General features: G+C 60.8%; 17 protein-coding genes. 11 read left to right on the top strand and 6 right to left on the bottom strand.

Annotated features, from left to right (window positions below):
* From QZ653_RS06170 to QZ653_RS06160, 3 genes are all read left to right on the top strand, one after another.
* Positions 1–246, top strand: a 246-nt coding sequence (locus QZ653_RS06170; protein WP_296418601.1) for a hypothetical protein, incomplete at its 5' end; no start/stop codon positions are given.
* Between the two features lie 18 nt (positions 247–264).
* Positions 265–567, top strand: a complete 303-nt coding sequence (locus QZ653_RS06165; RefSeq protein WP_296418599.1) for a succinate dehydrogenase — start codon at positions 265–267, stop codon at positions 565–567.
* Between the two features lie 22 nt (positions 568–589).
* On the top strand, positions 590–1,369 hold the full coding sequence (locus tag QZ653_RS06160) for a succinate dehydrogenase iron-sulfur subunit (RefSeq protein ID WP_296418597.1): 780 nt from the start codon (positions 590–592) through the stop codon (positions 1,367–1,369).
* 132 nt (positions 1,370–1,501) lie between these two features.
* Here QZ653_RS06160 and deoD read toward each other — a convergent pair whose 3' ends face one another.
* The gene (gene deoD, locus QZ653_RS06155; RefSeq protein ID WP_296418594.1) at positions 1,502–2,209 is read right to left on the bottom strand and encodes a purine-nucleoside phosphorylase; all 708 of its coding nucleotides are present in this window, start codon (positions 2,207–2,209) and stop codon (positions 1,502–1,504) included.
* A 133-nt stretch (positions 2,210–2,342) separates the two neighbouring features.
* Between deoD and QZ653_RS06150 the strand changes: the two genes are divergently transcribed.
* Positions 2,343–2,852, top strand: a complete 510-nt coding sequence (locus tag QZ653_RS06150; protein ID WP_296418592.1) for a DUF4329 domain-containing protein — start codon at positions 2,343–2,345, stop codon at positions 2,850–2,852.
* Here the strand turns inward: QZ653_RS06150 and QZ653_RS06145 are convergent, their stop codons facing one another.
* Positions 2,853–3,188, bottom strand: a complete 336-nt coding sequence (locus QZ653_RS06145; protein ID WP_296418590.1) for an H-NS histone family protein — start codon at positions 3,186–3,188, stop codon at positions 2,853–2,855.
* Positions 3,189–3,339: 151 nt separating this feature from the next.
* A complete protein-coding gene (locus tag QZ653_RS06140) occupies positions 3,340–5,319 on the bottom strand; it encodes a protein meaA (RefSeq protein WP_296418588.1) in 1,980 nt (659 codons plus the stop codon).
* A 136-nt stretch (positions 5,320–5,455) separates the two neighbouring features.
* Here QZ653_RS06140 and QZ653_RS06135 point away from each other — a divergent pair, with 136 nt between their 5' ends.
* From QZ653_RS06135 to QZ653_RS06105, 7 genes are all read left to right on the top strand, one after another.
* The gene (locus QZ653_RS06135; protein ID WP_296418586.1) at positions 5,456–6,814 is read left to right on the top strand and encodes a 1-acyl-sn-glycerol-3-phosphate acyltransferase; all 1,359 of its coding nucleotides are present in this window, start codon (positions 5,456–5,458) and stop codon (positions 6,812–6,814) included.
* A 90-nt stretch (positions 6,815–6,904) separates the two neighbouring features.
* Positions 6,905–7,261, top strand: coding sequence for a hypothetical protein (locus tag QZ653_RS06130; protein ID WP_296418584.1), 357 nt, complete (start codon positions 6,905–6,907; stop codon positions 7,259–7,261).
* A gap of 139 nt (positions 7,262–7,400) precedes the next feature.
* Positions 7,401–8,687, top strand: a complete 1,287-nt coding sequence (gene ccrA, locus QZ653_RS06125; RefSeq protein ID WP_296418692.1) for a crotonyl-CoA carboxylase/reductase — start codon at positions 7,401–7,403, stop codon at positions 8,685–8,687.
* 372 nt (positions 8,688–9,059) lie between these two features.
* Positions 9,060–9,842: a helix-turn-helix transcriptional regulator gene (locus QZ653_RS06120; protein ID WP_412765997.1), complete on the top strand. Its 783-nt coding sequence runs from the start codon at positions 9,060–9,062 to the stop codon at positions 9,840–9,842.
* 91 nt (positions 9,843–9,933) lie between these two features.
* Positions 9,934–10,572 (top strand): acyl-homoserine-lactone synthase, encoded by a 639-nt coding sequence (locus tag QZ653_RS06115; protein WP_296418582.1) that lies wholly within the window; start codon positions 9,934–9,936, stop codon positions 10,570–10,572.
* Between the two features lie 39 nt (positions 10,573–10,611).
* A complete protein-coding gene (locus tag QZ653_RS06110; RefSeq protein ID WP_296418580.1) occupies positions 10,612–12,144 on the top strand; it encodes an ATP-dependent DNA helicase in 1,533 nt (510 codons plus the stop codon).
* Positions 12,141–12,869 carry an SDR family oxidoreductase gene (locus QZ653_RS06105; RefSeq protein ID WP_296418578.1) on the top strand — a complete coding sequence of 243 codons (729 nt, stop codon included), beginning with the start codon at positions 12,141–12,143 and terminating at the stop codon, positions 12,867–12,869. The genes QZ653_RS06110 and QZ653_RS06105 overlap by 4 nt, the downstream gene beginning before the upstream one ends.
* A 48-nt stretch (positions 12,870–12,917) precedes the next feature.
* Here QZ653_RS06105 and QZ653_RS06100 read toward each other — a convergent pair whose 3' ends face one another.
* The 3 genes from QZ653_RS06100 to QZ653_RS06090 form a co-directional block, all read right to left on the bottom strand.
* Positions 12,918–13,685, bottom strand: a complete 768-nt coding sequence (locus QZ653_RS06100) for a TIGR02186 family protein (protein ID WP_296418576.1) — start codon at positions 13,683–13,685, stop codon at positions 12,918–12,920.
* Positions 13,685–14,605: a sulfite exporter TauE/SafE family protein gene (locus tag QZ653_RS06095; protein ID WP_296418575.1), complete on the bottom strand. Its 921-nt coding sequence runs from the start codon at positions 14,603–14,605 to the stop codon at positions 13,685–13,687. The genes QZ653_RS06100 and QZ653_RS06095 overlap by 1 nt, the downstream gene beginning before the upstream one ends.
* 91 nt (positions 14,606–14,696) lie before the next feature.
* Positions 14,697–15,500: purine-nucleoside phosphorylase (locus tag QZ653_RS06090; protein ID WP_296418573.1), on the bottom strand; the 804-nt coding region annotated here is incomplete at its 5' end.

Genomic DNA, 15,500 nt, shown 5'->3' with positions numbered 1-15,500 from the left:
GCCTGCACGCCCCAGCCCATTGATCCGGTGCGGGCGGCGGAAATCTGCGAAGACCGCGCGCGGGCCGCGCAAGCGCCTACGGGCCGTGTTACAGTGGGCACCAATAGCAGAACGGGCGCCTTTGGCGGCGTGCAGGTGGGGGTGTCGTCAGATTTCCTCACTGGCCGCGACCCGCTGGAGGTCTACACTGAGTGCGTACGTGATCGCACCGGGGCCGAACCCATCCGTCCGCCCGTGCTGCGCTGAATTGAACTGGAGACACCGATGACAAAATCCTTCGCCCTGATGACCGCCGCCGCCCTGACCCTGTCCGCCTGTGAGGTGGCAGAAGTGATCGCCGTTGACACCGGACGCGAGGCCGCGCGGGCCGTCGTGACCCCGATTGTGGCCGACACCGTGCCCGGACCGGCGGGGGTCGTGCTGACAAACTGCATCATCGACAATGCTTCGGGGGATGAATTGCTCGTGCTGGCCGCCCAAGGGGCGACACCCAACAACATCACGCTTGTGTCCAATATTCTTGCCCGTCCCGAAACCGTGGCCTGTGCCACGACGGGCCTGACCTGACCCAGAAAAGGAGCCACCAGCCATGGTTCAACTGACACTGCCCAAGAATTCCCGCATGACGACCGGCAAAACATGGCCGCGTCCTGAGGGGGCAAACAATCTGCGCAAGGTGCAGATTTATCGCTGGAACCCCGATGACGGGCAGAACCCGCGTCTGGACACATATTTCGTGGATATGGACAGCTGCGGCCCGATGGTTCTGGACGCGCTGATCAAGATCAAGAACGAGATTGACCCCACGCTGACCTTCCGCCGGTCCTGCCGCGAAGGCATCTGCGGGTCCTGTGCCATGAACATCGACGGCATCAACACGCTGGCCTGCATCTACGGCATGGATGAGATCAAGGGCGACATCAAAATCTATCCGCTGCCACACATGCCGGTGGTCAAGGATTTGATCCCCGACCTGACACACTTCTACGCCCAGCACGCGTCCATCATGCCGTGGCTGGAAACCAAAACGAACCGCCCCGCGAAAGAGTGGAAACAGTCGATTGCGGACCGCAAAAAGCTGGACGGTCTGTATGAATGCGTCATGTGCGCGTCCTGTTCGACGTCCTGCCCGTCCTACTGGTGGAACGGCGACCGCTACCTTGGACCAGCCGCCTTGCTGCACGCCTACCGCTGGATCATCGACAGCCGTGATGAGGCCACGGGGGAGCGTCTGGATGATCTGGAAGATCCGTTCAAACTCTACCGCTGCCACACGATCATGAACTGCGCCAAGACCTGCCCCAAGGGCCTGAACCCGGCAGCAGCCATTGCGCACATCAAGAAAATGATGGTCGAACGCACCGTCTGATCGCCGGTCTGATCCAAAGGTGCGCTTCCGCGCGTTTTTGGTGATTGAATGTTGAAAGGCGACGCTTCCCAAGGGGGGCGTCGCCTTTGGCTTTTGGGGAGTTTAGGTATTTTTGAACCAGAGAAAGACAGGTCAGCCCGGGAAGGCGGCCTTGAGGGCGACCTCGACCATATCGCCAAAGCTGCGTTCGCGTTGGTCTGAGGGCAGGTCTTCGGACGTCAGCAGATGGTCGGAGACGGTCATGACGGCCAGCGCGCGGCGGCCGTAGCGTGCCGCGAGGGTGTAGAGTTCGGCGGCCTCCATTTCGACGCCGAGGATGCCGTGACGTTGCATCGCTTCGTTCAGATCGGGGCGTTCGTCATAGAACGTATCGGAGGAATAGATGCCCCCCACATGGGTCGCCACATCAAGGGTTTTGGAGGCGGCGACGGCGGCTTCCAGCAGGTCGTAATCGGCGCAGGGGGCAAAGTTGAGGTCGCGGAAAATGCTGGAGGACGGCGTGCCATAGGTCGTGGCAGTCATGGCAATGACGATATCGCGCAGTTTGATCTGCGGCTGCATCGCCCCGCACGATCCAATGCGGATCAGGGTCTGGACGTCGAAGTCACGGATCAGTTCATTGGCGTAGATCGACATGGACGGCATCCCCATGCCGGAGCCTTGGATAGTGACGCGGTGGCCGTTCCAGAGCCCCGTAAACCCCAACATCCCACGCACTTCGTTGATACACCGCGCGTCCGTCAAAAAGGTCTCTGCCGCCCATTTGGCGCGGTAGGGATCGCCCGGCATCAAAACGGTGTCTGCAATGTCGTCTTTGGCCGCGCCGATGTGAATGGTCATGATCTGGGGTCCTTGTCCTGAAGCGATTTCCTTTCCTAAAGCCAGCCACGCCGAGGTTCAATGTGCTGGCTTTACCACTTGAGGCGGGGGGCGGTGACTGGCAGGGTGCCGACCGGTACTTGGAGGATGTGCAATGAAATGGGCTGTTTTGTTTTTGGGTGTGCCATGTCTGGCCGCGGCGCAAAGCAGTGATGAGGAAGCCCTCATGCGGGCCACCTTGGGCGATCTGAACCTGCGGTCTTTCGCTGAAGGGATAGAATTTTGCGGCTATGTCGGATTCACCACCGATGGCGAACTGGCTGTTTCACCCCCGACTGCAGGCGACGAAAGCAGCTGTCTGGCCGACGATCCGGCCAATCTGGATTTGATTGTCGCGTCATACCACACGCACGGGGATTTCTCGACCGAGTACAGTTCAGAGACGCCCAGCGGTACGGATATGGAAGGTGACGAGGAGGAAGGGATCGACGGCTGGGTCAGCACGCCGGGTGGGCGGCTTTGGTATATTGATACCACCGACATGGTGACCTTTCAGGTGTGTGGCATCGGCTGCCTTGCACAGGATCCCGATTTCATCGCAGGAGACGACGGCTTTATCGCCGAAGAGTACTCCTACGATGCATTGGTGGAACGGCTGGATTGATCAGACGGCCATGCTGTCCGGTGTGGCACCTGCGTCCACGGCGGCTTTGAACCAATCGGGTTTGCGGCCCTTGCCGGTCCAGGTCTGGGTCTTGTCCGCCGGGTTTGCATATTTCGGCGCTGATTTCGGTTTGGATGATTTCAATTTCGGCGCAGCGGATGTGCCTTTTGCTGCCATCACGTCTTCGACGGTCATTCCGTGCGCGGCGGCGAGTTTTTCCATTTCCTGACGGAGTTTCTTGACCTCTTGTTTCTGAATACGGGCCAACGCTTTCTCCACGTCTTTCGCCAGCTTTTCGAGATCCTTTTTCGACATCGCTTTTAAATCAATCGCCATGGTGTGTGCCTTGTTTAATTTCTGTCCTGACCCCCTGTTCAAACAAACACGGGGATTTGCAAGACCGCGATCCCGCGATCCTGTACTAAAATGTACGAAGACGTTGCGTTAATGTGTTAACCCTGTGGGCAACTCGCGTCTTTCGGCGGATTTATTCCGCAGCGACCGCGGAAGGATCAGCCAGATCGACAATATCATTCATGATACGGTTCAATTCGAAATCTTTGGGCGTATAGACCCGTGCCACGCCCATGGCGCGCAATCTGTCGGCGTCATCATCGGGGATAATGCCGCCCACGACCACCGGCACGTGTGACAGCCCCATGGCGCGCATTTTGTCCATCATGTCGGTCACCAGCGGAATGTGAGAGCCTGACAAAATCGACAGACCGACCACATGGGCGTCATCGCGGCGCACGGCCTCGATGATTTCGTCGGGCGTCAGGCGGATGCCTTCGTAGGTGATATCCATACCGCAATCGCGGGCGCGCGCCGCGATTTGTTCGGCGCCATTGGAATGGCCATCAAGGCCGGGCTTGCCCATGAGGAATTTCAGTTTCCGCCCAAGTTTTGACGACACAGCCGCCACGCGGTCGCGGATATCATCCAGTCCTTCGGTGCGGTTGGACGGGTTGTGGGACACGCCTGTGGGGGCGCGGTATTGGCCAAAGGCCTGCCGGATGACCTCGGCCCATTCGCCCGTGGTGACACCCGCCTTTGCGGCCTGAATGGACGGCCCCATGATGTTCGTGCCCTCCAGTGCGGCAGCCTTCAGCGCGGCCAAAGCCTCCGCCACCGCTTGCCCGTCGCGCGCGTCTTTCCAAGCGTCCAGCCGGTCCAGCTGATCGGCCTCGGCCTCCGGGTCGCTGACCATGATCGCGTCATCGCCTGCTGTCAGGGGGGAGGGTTCGCCGTTTTGATATTTGTTCACGCCGACAACGGTCGTCTCCCCGGCCTCGATTCCGCCAATACGGGCGGCGTTGCTTTCAACCAAACGCGCCTTCATATATTCGATCTTTTCCTGCGCATTGGCCATTGCGTCCAATTGCGCCAATTCCGCCCGCGCGCCGTCCTTCAATTCCGCGACTTTGCGTTCCACGGCAGGATTGCCTTCGAACAAATCGTCGTATTCCAGAAGGTCCGTTTCAAACGCCAGAATTTGCTGCATCCGCAAAGACCATTGCTGATCCCACGGGCGCGGCAATCCCAGTGCCTCATTCCAGGCAGGTAGTTGCACCGCACGGGCGCGCGCGTCTTTGGACAGCGTCACGGCCAGCATTTCAATTAAAATACGGTAGACATTGTTTTCGGGCTGCTGTTCGGTCAGCCCCAATGAATTGACCTGAACCCCATAGCGGAAACGGCGGAATTTGGGATTGTCGACGCCATACCGGTCCTGACAAATCTCATCCCACAATTCGACAAAGGCGCGCATTTTACACATCTCGGTTACAAACCGGATTCCGGCGTTTACGAAAAACGAAATGCGTCCGACCATGGCGGGGAAATGTTCGGCGGGCACCTTGCCTTTTAGATCGTCCAGCACGGCGATGGCCGTGGCCAGGGCGAAAGACAGCTCCTCCTCCGGCGTGGCACCAGCCTCTTGCAGGTGATAACTGCACACGTTCATCGGGTTCCATTTGGGCAGGTGTTCGCGGGTGTAGGCGGCCACATCCGTGATCATCCGCAAGGACGGCTCGGGCGGGCAGATATACGTCCCCCGGCTGAGGTATTCCTTGATGATGTCGTTCTGGACCGTGCCTTGCAGCGCAGACACATCCGCGCCCTGTTCCTCGGCCACGGCGATATACAGCGCCAGCAACCAAGGTGCCGTGGCGTTGATCGTCATGGATGTGTTCATCTGCTCCAACGGGATATCGTCGAACAAGGCGCGCATATCGCCCAGATGGCAGACCGGCACGCCGACCTTGCCGACCTCACCACGCGCCAGAACGTGGTCACTGTCATATCCCGTTTGCGTCGGCAGATCGAAGGCCACGGACAGACCCGTCTGCCCCTTGGCCAGATTGCCCCGATACAAAGCATTGGATGCCTTGGCAGTCGAATGACCGGCATAGGTGCGGAAAAGCCATGGACGGTCGGCTTTGCGGTCTGTCTGCGTTTGGGTCATGGCGGGCCTCGTGAATCGGGTGGCGCAATTTTATTACTTGAATGATGAGGTATCCGAAAGATTATACCCTTGTCAACGTGCCGCACTGCGGCATGACCCCATTTACGCCTGCGTCTTTCCCTGCCACGGTCCCCCCATGACGACGCCCATCGCCATTCCCCTTTGGCTTCTCATCTTGATGGTCCTTTTCGCGGCGGTGACGTTTGCGTCGCATTTCCTGTTTCCGTCTGTGCGGTGGTTTTTCCGCCGCCGCGCCGAACGGGTGGTGGCCCGTGTCAACGAACGGCTGCAAAAACCGATCGAGCCGTTCAAGCTGGCCCGCCGCTACGACACGATCCAGCGGCTGGTTTATGACCCCGAGGTCAGTCAGGCCATCAACGATTATGCCCAGGCCACCGGGATGCGCGAAGACGTGGCCTTCGAAAAGGCGCGCCATTACGCGCGCGAAATTGTCCCGTCCTTCAGCGCCACGGCCTATTTTTCGTTCGGGATGCGGGCGGCCAAGTGGCTGTCGCGGTTTTTGTACCGCCTGCGCGTGGGCCAGTTCGACCGCGCTGAATATGACGCGATCGACCCTGATGCGACGGTCATCTTCGTAATGAACCACCGCAGCAACATGGATTACGTGTTGGTCACCTATCTGGTCAGCCGCGCGTCCGCGCTGTCCTATGCGGTGGGCGAATGGGCACGGGTCTGGCCGCTGTCGTCGGTCATCAAGATGATGGGCGGCTACTTCATCCGCCGCAAATCCCGCCGTCAGGAAGAAAGCGGGGAACTGTACCGCAAGGTGCTTGCCCGCTACGTCCAGATGGCCACCGCAGGCGGGGTCACACAGGCCGTTTTCCCCGAAGGCGGGCTGTCACTGAACGGCAAACTGGCGCGGCCCCGCCTCGGCATCCTCAGCTATATCATCGACGATTTCGACCCCGAAGGCCGCGATGTGGTCTTTGTGCCGGTAGCCCTGAATTACGACCGCGTGCTGGAGGACCGGTTTCTTATTCAGGCCGACAAGGCCGGCGTCCGCCGGTTCCGCCCTCCGCTGTTCACGGTATTGGGCGGCGTCGTGGGCTACCTCTGGGCGCGTCTGCGCCGCAAGATGACGACCTTTGGCACGGCCAACGTCAGCTTTGGCGCGCCTTTGTCCCTGCGCGACTTTGCCATCCGTCATGATGGCGACACCAAAGCGCTGGGTGAGGAGCTGATGACGCGCATTGCTGCGGTCATCCCCGTGGTGCCGGTGCCGCTGGTCTGCCGCGCCTTGCTGGGCGGCGCTGTGACCGAGGACGACATCGCCGCCGCCATCACCCGTGACCTTGACGCCATGCCCGCCGGGCTGCGCAAACCCCAACGTGACGGCGCGCAACTGGCCGATGACGGGCTGACAATCCTGCGTCGGCGGGGGCTGGTCACGGGGCAGGGGGGGCTTGCCATCGCGACAGGTCAGGACGACGTCATCACCTATTACGCCAACACCATCGCCCATCATTTTTCCTGACCTTTTGGTAAAAGTCCGGAAAGTCTGACTTGGCCGGTCACGGATGCGTGACCTAAGGTCATCCCACAACAGAAACAGAGGGGATACCACATGTCATTTCAATTCAAATCATTCGCAATCATCGCCGCCGCCGCCACAGCACTGGCCGCATGTCAGCCCACGACGACCACAACAACCACCGTTGTCAGCGCCAACAAAAACGTCCTGATCGTCAACAACACAGGACGCACGATCTGGCGGTTCTACGGATCGCCTACCAATGTGAACAGCTGGGAAGAAGATATCCTCGGGTCGGACATCCTGCCCGCAGGCCAGCGCGTGAATGTCAACTTCGCCGACGGCCGCAGCGTGTGCAGCTATGACATGAAGGCGGAATTTCAGGATGGGACCTCAATCGTGAAGAACAACATCAACGTCTGCGCGGTGTCCGTGGTGTCTTTCCCCTAAACGCGCTGCAACGCGGCGGACATAAAATTACAAAAATGTCCGCCGCAAGGTTGCATTATTTCTCTCTCACCTCTAATTCTTGCTTCAACGCGCCGATTCTGCGGTGCGGCAACCGGAGCTTTGAACGGAGATGAGCGATATGGCCCTCGACACCCAGAAACATGCCGCGACTGCGAATGCGCCTGTGAAAGACCTCTATGAGATGGGTGAAATTCCCCCGATGGGTCACGTGCCAGCGCAGATGTACGCCTGGACCATCCGCCGCGAACGCCACGGGGAGCCTGACAAGGCGTTTGAAGTCGAAGTCGTCGACACGCCCACCCTCGACAGCAACGAAGTGCTGGTTTTGGTCATGGCCGCAGGCGTGAACTATAACGGCGTCTGGGCCGGTCTGGGCCAGCCGATCAGCCCCTTTGACGGCCACGGCGCGCCCTATCACATCGCGGGATCCGACGCCTCCGGCATCGTCTGGGCCGTGGGCGATAAGGTGAAACGGTGGAAAGTGGGCGACGAAGTCGTGGTGCATTGCAATCAGGACGACGGCGATGATGAGGAATGCAACGGCGGCGATCCGATGTTCTCCACCTCCCAGCGGATCTGGGGCTACGAAACCCCCGACGGGTCGTTTGCGCAGTTCACCAACGTGCAGGCCCAGCAACTCATGCCGCGGCCCACGCATCTCACGTGGGAAGAAAGTGCCTGCTACACGCTGACACTCGCCACCGCCTACCGGATGCTCTTCGGTCATGAACCCCACGACCTCAAGCCTGGTCAAAACGTGCTGGTCTGGGGGGCCTCCGGCGGCCTTGGGTCCTACGCGATCCAGTTGATCAACACCGCAGGCGCCAACGCGATTGGCGTGATCTCGGACGAAGACAAACGCGACTTCGTCATGGGGCTGGGCGCCAAGGGCGTCATCAACCGCAAGGATTTCAACTGCTGGGGCCAGCTGCCCACGGTCAACACCCCTGAATATAAGGAATGGTTCACCGAGGCGCGCAAGTTCGGCAAAGCCATCTGGGACATCACCGGCAAAGGCAACAACGTCGACATGGTGTTCGAACACCCCGGTGAGTCGACCTTCCCCGTCTCCACGCTGGTGTGCAAAAAGGGCGGCATGGTCGTGATCTGTGCGGGCACCACAGGCTTCAACTGCACCTTTGACGTCCGCTATATGTGGATGCACCAGAAACGCCTGCAGGGCAGTCACTTTGCCCACCTCAAACAGGCGTCTGCGGCCAACAACCTGATGGTCGAACGCCGTCTGGACCCCTGCATGTCCGAGGTCTTCCCGTGGGATCAACTGCCCGACGCGCACACCAAAATGCTGCGCAACGAACACAAGCCGGGCAATATGTCCGTGCTGGTTCAGGCCCCGACGACCGGCCTGCGCACCCTTGAGGACGTGATCGCCGCAAAGGGCTGATCCCGAATCACTTTATCCGAAGGGCCGTCTGCATCCCCGCAGGCGGCCCTTTTGTTTTGAGGGAGTTAGCCCAAACGCCCCTCCCCATTTATAGCGGGGTGGTTTCAGCGGGTATGGGGACCCCCTAATTCGTGTGAAAGTGAGGTATTGGCCCTGAAAAGCCCCCCGGTCACCACTCACGTTAACCTTTCGTTAACCCCTCACAAGGAGACTCTTTCATGGGACAGAAATGGATCATCGACGTACTCGCCGACCTACGCGCATTTGCTGACCAGAACGGGTTGCCTCTGCTGGCGCACCAGCTGGATGTGACCTCGACTGTTGCGCAGGCCGAGATTGCCTCGATGCTTGAGGGGGCGCCGCGTGCGGCGAATGCGAATGCAAGGCAATCTGCGTCAACACTTGGCGACACTCGAACAGGCCACGGAACTTAGCGCGCTTCAGGCCACAACCGAAGCGCTGCGCGATCATTATCAGGTCGCCCATCTTGGATATCACTGGGTCTCTGCCGATGGCGAACAATACGGCTGTGGCACTTATTCCATCGAATGGATCACCGAATATGTGACCAACGATTATGTCCGTATCGACCCCGTCATCATCGGCTGTTTCCAACGGTTTCACCCCGTGGACTGGAAAGAACTCGACTGGTCCAGCAAACCCGCCATCGCCTTTCGCACCAAAGCGATTGAGGCCGGCGTGGGCAACCAAGGCTATTCCATCCCCATCCGCGGCCCGTCCGGCCAGTTCGCGTTGTTTTCCCTGTCCCACAACGCGCGCGACGACGACTGGGCCGCCTTCACCGAAAAACACCGCCGCGATCTGATCCTGTGCGCCCATTCGTTCAACCAAAAAGCGCTGGAGATTGAGGACAAACGCCGTCCCGATCCCGTCAAACCCCTGTCGGGGCGCGAGGTCGATGTGCTGACCTATCTGGCCATGGGCTATTCGCGCGGGCAGGTGGCACAAACGCTGGCGCTGTCCGAACACACCCTGCGTGCCTATATCGAAAGCGCGCGGTTCAAATTGTCCGCCACCAACACCATGCATGCCATCGCCCGCGCCGTGTCCGAAGGGCACATCATTATGGGCGGGGCGGCCCGTGCGGCCACCGGAAACTGGCCCGGCCGCGACCCTGTGCAAGCGGCGGAATAACGCAGGCCACGCAACACCCACCGCGCGGTGGTCAAACACCGCGTTAAATCAGCACCTCTAGGGTCTTCATCACACGGATGGAGGCCCTGCAATGCTACGTTACCTTTACGGATCACAGCTCGATGATTACCCGAAACTGGCGGATACCATGTTTCGCGACCGCGCGGCCCAGTTCCGCGACCGCCTGAAATGGGACGTCGCTGTCGATGCCCAAGGGTACGAGCGCGATGAATATGACGCCCAAGACCCGCTTTACGTGATCTGGCAGGGGCCCGATGGCAGCCACGGCGGATCCATGCGGTTCCTGCCCACCATGGGGCCGACCATGGTCAACGATCACTTCAGCGGATTGATGGACGGCGACACCGTCCAAAGCCCCTATATCTGGGAATCCACACGGTTCTGTCTGTCCCAAGGCAGCGCAAGCCGTGTGGCGGCGGCTTTGGTTCTGGGTGGCATCGAAATCGGGCGCGGCTTCGGCATCACTCAATGTGTGGGCGTGTTTGATGCACGCATGGTCCGCATCTACCGCATGATCGGCTCAAGCCCCGATATTCTGGGCAGCTCCGGCACGGGGGCCGCCAAAATCAGTGTCGGCCTGTGGACGTTCGACCCCGCCGACCGTGTGTCCGTGCTGACCCGTGCGCGTATCTCATCGGCGCTGTCCGAACACTGGTACGCCCGCGCCTTTGGTGACCGCCCCGCAAAATTGACGGCCCGCGCGGCCTAACCGCTGGCACCTGCGGCGCGGCGCGGATAGTGTCGCGCCATGTCGCTTCCCGCCCTTACCCTTTCCGACGATCAGGCCGATGCATGGGACGCGGTGTCCGACCTTTTGGGCGCTGCGGGCATTGATCTGCTGGAGGGCTCGACGCTGCCGCCCAAGGACGACCCCGACAGTTCGACCCTCGCCATCCTTGGCAAGGCGGGCAGCGGTAAAACCCTGCTGCTGGCCGAACTTTACCGCGCCTTGCAAAACGCAGGCGTCGATGTGGTCTCGGGCGATTGGGAGGGGCGCAAACGCCGTGACCGGCGCACGCTGGCGATCCTTGCACCGACCAACAAAGCCGCCTCCGTGCTGCGCACGCGGGGCGTGCCTGCGACGACGATCCACCGTATCCTTTATACGCCCGTCTATGACCCCGAATATGAAAAGATCGCGGAATGGCTGGCGGGGCAGGGCGACAAACCCGAAATCGAGGGCCTGACCGACGTGGCCCTTGATCGCGCCTACGACAGCTTTCAGAAAAACACCTCCGTGCCCGCAGCCCTTGCCGCTGCTGGCCTGCGCGGGTCCGATTTCATCACCGGCTGGAAACGTCGCGAAGACCCGCTGGACATCGGGTTTGTGGATGAATCCTCAATGCTCGATGCCAAACAGTTCGAGGATTTGCAGGATATTTTCCCGACCCTTGTGTTGTTCGGGGACCCCGCCCAGCTGCCCCCCGTCAAGGCCGAGGGCGGCAAAATGGTCTTCGACACGCTCCCCGAAAGCCGCCAGCGGGTGCTTAGTCGCGTCCACCGACAGACCGCCGACAACCCGATCCTTGATCTGGCCCATGCGTTGGCGGATCCTGCTGTCGATTTCTATGCCTTTGAAAAACTGGTGGCCGAGGCCGCCGAGAAAGACGACCGCGTCGTCATGGCCCAGCGGGTGGAAAGCGACCTGATGGCGCGTTCGCCCTGCCTTGTCTGGCGCAACGCCACCCGCATCAAACTGATTCACGCCTTCCGCAACGCCTTTGGCGCGCCACCTGATGAATTGTTGGAGGGCGAGCCGCTGATCTGCGACGGCATTGAACTGCCCATGAAACACCGCAAAAAGCGCCTCGATCTTGAGGCGCGTGGCCTCATCAAAGGGGCGCAGGTCATCTACCTTGGGCCAGGCCGCAAACCGGGCTTCAGCCGCCTGCACGTCATGGGGGCCGAGGACCCGCAGGTCAGCGCGGCCAGCATTGTGAAAATCGAACTGGAAGGCGACGAAGAACCCTTCATCCCCTTCGCCGCCCGCATGGGGGCCACGTTCCTGCACGGGGCCGCCGTGACGATCCACAAGGCGCAAGGGTCGCAATGGGACACGGTGCAGGTCTTTGCACCGGACATCTACGCCGCCTCGCGCATGGGGCGGGTGGAAGCGGGGCAGCCGCTGTGGAAACGGCTGGCCTATGTGGCGATCACACGGGCGGAAAACCGGCTGTGCTGGGTGGTGCGCAACCGTCTGGCCCGCCCCAGCGGGCTGCTGAGCACCGACGATCTGCGCGCGCCCTCGGTGCCGCTTGAACTCACGGTGGAGGAGACATGAAAACCCTCATCGTCACCGGCGCCAGCAGCGGCATTGGCCGCGCCGTGGCCGAAAAATTCCTCACCGAAGGCTGGACCGTGGGCCTTGTTGCGCGCCGCGCAGAGGCGCTTGAAACGGTCGCCGCAGGCCATGACACCGCACTTGTCCTGCCCTGCGATGTCACCGACCCACAGGCGGTTGAGGCCACGTTCAAACAGGTCCAGTCCCAGACCGGCAGGCTGGATTGCCTGTTCAACAACGCAGGCGTTTTCACCCCCGCCGCCCCCATCGACGAAATCCCGGTGGACGACTGGCTGCAAGCGGTGAACGTCAACCTGACGGGCATGTTCCTGTGCGCGCGGGCGGCTTTTGGCATCATGCGCCACCAGTCGCCCCAAGGCGGGCGGATCATCAACAACGGCTCGATCTCCGCCCAGACCCCGCGTGAGGGGTCGGCCCCCTACACATCCACCAAACACGGCGTCACAGGGCTGACCAAGACCCTCGCCCTGGATGGGCGACCCTTTGATATCGCCGCCAGCCAGATCGACATTGGCAACGCCCAGACCGAATTGCTGCAAGGCATCATTGACCGCGCCGTGGCCGCCGGCGACACGCCCCCACCGGTGATGGAGGTTGATCTGGTGGCCGATGCGGTGTGGCATATGGCGGGCCTGCCCTTGCATGCCACGACGCTGTTCCAGACGATCATGGCGACGAAAATGCCCTTCGTCGGGCGGGGGTAGCACATCCTCATCTGAGGATGTGTCCTCAGAGTTTCATTTGAAACTCTGCTACCGTTGAAAAATGCGGAACACGGCGGAGGCCAGCCAACCGGCGGCAATGGCAATCGCCAGCGACATCAACCCGTAGAGCAACGGCTGATTTCGTGACATTTCAAACAGGAACCGTTCCAGCCCCGCCTTGAACACAGCGATTTCGGTTTCATAGGTGTCGATCACAGTTCTATCACGGGTGATGAAAATACGGGCGCTGTAGGCCCCTTCGGTCAGGGCCGCAGGCAGGGTGATCTGGCCACGAAAGAGCGTCTCTTCCTCCACATCAACCTGACCTTCCAGCCGTTGATACAGCCCCGATCCCGCACGGATGCGGATGATCGCGTCCGAAAAACTCTCCGCGTCGGTGACGCTGTCCGGCGCGCCCACAGACCGGATCACGCGAGGGATGGATATAGAGTGGCGCAAATCCTCAACCGCCGACAGGCTGTCGGCCAAGGGGGCGGAGGTCGCGACCGCATAGAACGACGGCGCGCTATCCACCTCAACCGCGTCGGTGTTGGCCCAGATGCCCAGCACCCGTTCCTTGCGCCGCACGGTGACGGGTTGGTCGGGCCCGGCCAGCGTAATGATGACCTCCAACGGGCCACCTGCGGGGGCAGGGGCATTGCGTTTGATCGCGCCGAAGATCAACACGTCCGACCCATCAAAGGTGGCGGTGATGGCGACTTCGTTGCGGCTCAGGCCAAGGACAATTTCCTCAGACTGGGCGGCGGTCATATAGGGGGCGAGGACCAGTGCCAGAAGGACAAACAAACGTCGCATCAATGCCCCCCCGCCGTGCCGATGGAATACAATTCCGCAGGGGTGAGCAGCAGATCAAGCGCCAGTTTCCCGCAGACCGCCAGCACCATGATCGCAAGCAGGATGCGCAGTTGTTCCGCCTTCATCTTGACCCCGATCCGCGTGCCGATCTGCGCGCCGATCACACCGCCGACCAGCAGCAAAACCGCCAGCACGATGTCGACGGTGAAGTTCGTCGTGGCATGGAGCAACGTGGTAAACCCGGTGACAAAGATGATCTGAAACAGCGATGTGCCGATCACAACCTTCGTGGGCATGCCCAACAGGTAGATCATCGCAGGCACCATGATGAACCCGCCACCGACCCCCATGATCGCGGCCAGAATGCCCACGCACAGCCCCACCAAAAGCGGCGGGATGACTGAAATATAAAGCCCCGACACCCGGAATTTCATCTTGAACGGCAGCGCGTGGACCAGCCCGTGTTTGCGCCGTTGCGGTACGGCCCCTTCGGCCCCGCGGGACCGGCGAATGGCGTTGAGGCTTTCGATGAACATCAGCCCGCCGATGATCCCAAGGAAGACGACGTAACACAGCTTAACCAGCAGATCGACTTGCCCCATGGATTTCAGCTGATTGAACAGCATCACACCCAAAGCGGCCCCGATCAGGCCGCCAATCAGCAGCACCGTGCCCATCCTGAGGTCCACGGTCTTCCGCCTCAGATGTGCCAGAACGCCGGAGAATGAGGACGCCACGATCTGGTTCGCCTCCGTCGCCACCGCCACGGCAGGCGGAATGCCGATGAAAAACAGCAGCGGCGTCATCAAAAACCCGCCGCCCACGCCGAACATCCCCGACAAAATGCCCACGATCCCGCCCAATCCAAGCAGCAGGAAGGCGTTTACGGACACTTCGGCAATGGGAAGATAGACTTGCATGGCGTGTCCTTACGCCTGTGGTGGACCTAAGATCAACGCCCAATTCTGCCCGACAATAAGACCAGATGTCTCAGTAAGGGGTTAATTGCGGTTAAATATGCGGCAGTGCAGCACGAAGAACCTTTTCCAGCTTCGCCGCCCCCAAGGGCGCCATGGCCTTGGTGTGGCTGTGGCTGATTGATTCGTCGCTCATCCCGGCGGCCATATTGGTGATGGCCGAAATAGCCCCGCAGCGCAGGCCAAGGAACCGGCCCAGGATCACCTCGGGCACCGTGGACATGCCAACCGCGTCCGCGCCCAGCGTGCGAATGGCGCGGATTTCCGCGACGGTCTCAAACGACGGGCCGGAATACCACGCATAGACGCCTTGGTGCAGCGTCACCTCAGCCGCCTTGGCCGCCGCCACGAAGACCTCCCGCAGGGCGGGGTCGTAGCAATCCTTCATAGGCACAAAACGCGCGTCTGTTTGTTCCCCGATGAGCGGGTTCAAGCCGCTGAAATTGATGTGATCGGACAGGGCCATGATCTCACCCGTGGGCATGTCGGGCACCATGGATCCGGCGGCATTGGTGGCGATCATCGTGTCTGCGCCAAGCGCCTTCAGCACCTCAAGCGGCAGACGCATGGCATCACCCCGACCGCTTTCATAATAATGCGCACGGCCCCCGAACACGGCCACACGCACGCCTTCCAACTGGCCGATGACCAGTTGGGGCACATGGCCGCTGACACCGGCATGGGGGAAGCCCTCAAGCTCATCATAAGGTATGGCCACGCCTTCAACCGCACCCGCCAGATGCCCCAGACCGGACCCAAGGATCAGACCCACGCGCACCGGCGCATCGCCCGCAATTTCGCGGATTTTATCCGCCAGTTCCTCAGCGTTCCTTGACAT

Source organism: Pseudooctadecabacter sp., assembly GCF_020627745.1.
Classification (GTDB): domain Bacteria; phylum Pseudomonadota; class Alphaproteobacteria; order Rhodobacterales; family Rhodobacteraceae; genus Octadecabacter.
This window is presented reverse-complemented; position numbering and strand designations above follow the sequence as displayed.

Excerpts from the sequence above, each read along its gene's own strand:
- deoD (WP_296418594.1), bottom strand. The coding sequence starts at position 2,209 with ATGACCATTCACATCGGCGCGGCCAAAGACGACATTGCAGACACCGTT.
- QZ653_RS06105 (WP_296418578.1), top strand. The coding sequence starts at position 12,141 with ATGAAAACCCTCATCGTCACCGGCGCCAGCAGCGGCATTGGCCGCGCC.
- QZ653_RS06140 (WP_296418588.1), bottom strand. The coding sequence starts at position 5,319 with ATGACCCAAACGCAGACAGACCGCAAAGCCGACCGTCCATGGCTTTTC.
- QZ653_RS06115 (WP_296418582.1), top strand. The coding sequence starts at position 9,934 with ATGCTACGTTACCTTTACGGATCACAGCTCGATGATTACCCGAAACTG.
- ccrA (WP_296418692.1), top strand. The coding sequence starts at position 7,401 with ATGGCCCTCGACACCCAGAAACATGCCGCGACTGCGAATGCGCCTGTG.
- QZ653_RS06145 (WP_296418590.1), bottom strand. The coding sequence starts at position 3,188 with ATGGCGATTGATTTAAAAGCGATGTCGAAAAAGGATCTCGAAAAGCTG.
- QZ653_RS06100 (WP_296418576.1), bottom strand. The coding sequence starts at position 13,685 with ATGCGACGTTTGTTTGTCCTTCTGGCACTGGTCCTCGCCCCCTATATG.
- QZ653_RS06160 (WP_296418597.1), top strand. The coding sequence starts at position 590 with ATGGTTCAACTGACACTGCCCAAGAATTCCCGCATGACGACCGGCAAA.
- QZ653_RS06150 (WP_296418592.1), top strand. The coding sequence starts at position 2,343 with ATGAAATGGGCTGTTTTGTTTTTGGGTGTGCCATGTCTGGCCGCGGCG.
- QZ653_RS06165 (WP_296418599.1), top strand. The coding sequence starts at position 265 with ATGACAAAATCCTTCGCCCTGATGACCGCCGCCGCCCTGACCCTGTCC.
- QZ653_RS06120 (WP_412765997.1), top strand. The coding sequence starts at position 9,060 with ATGCGAATGCAAGGCAATCTGCGTCAACACTTGGCGACACTCGAACAG.
- QZ653_RS06110 (WP_296418580.1), top strand. The coding sequence starts at position 10,612 with ATGTCGCTTCCCGCCCTTACCCTTTCCGACGATCAGGCCGATGCATGG.
- QZ653_RS06130 (WP_296418584.1), top strand. The coding sequence starts at position 6,905 with ATGTCATTTCAATTCAAATCATTCGCAATCATCGCCGCCGCCGCCACA.
- QZ653_RS06135 (WP_296418586.1), top strand. The coding sequence starts at position 5,456 with ATGACGACGCCCATCGCCATTCCCCTTTGGCTTCTCATCTTGATGGTC.
- QZ653_RS06095 (WP_296418575.1), bottom strand. The coding sequence starts at position 14,605 with ATGCAAGTCTATCTTCCCATTGCCGAAGTGTCCGTAAACGCCTTCCTG.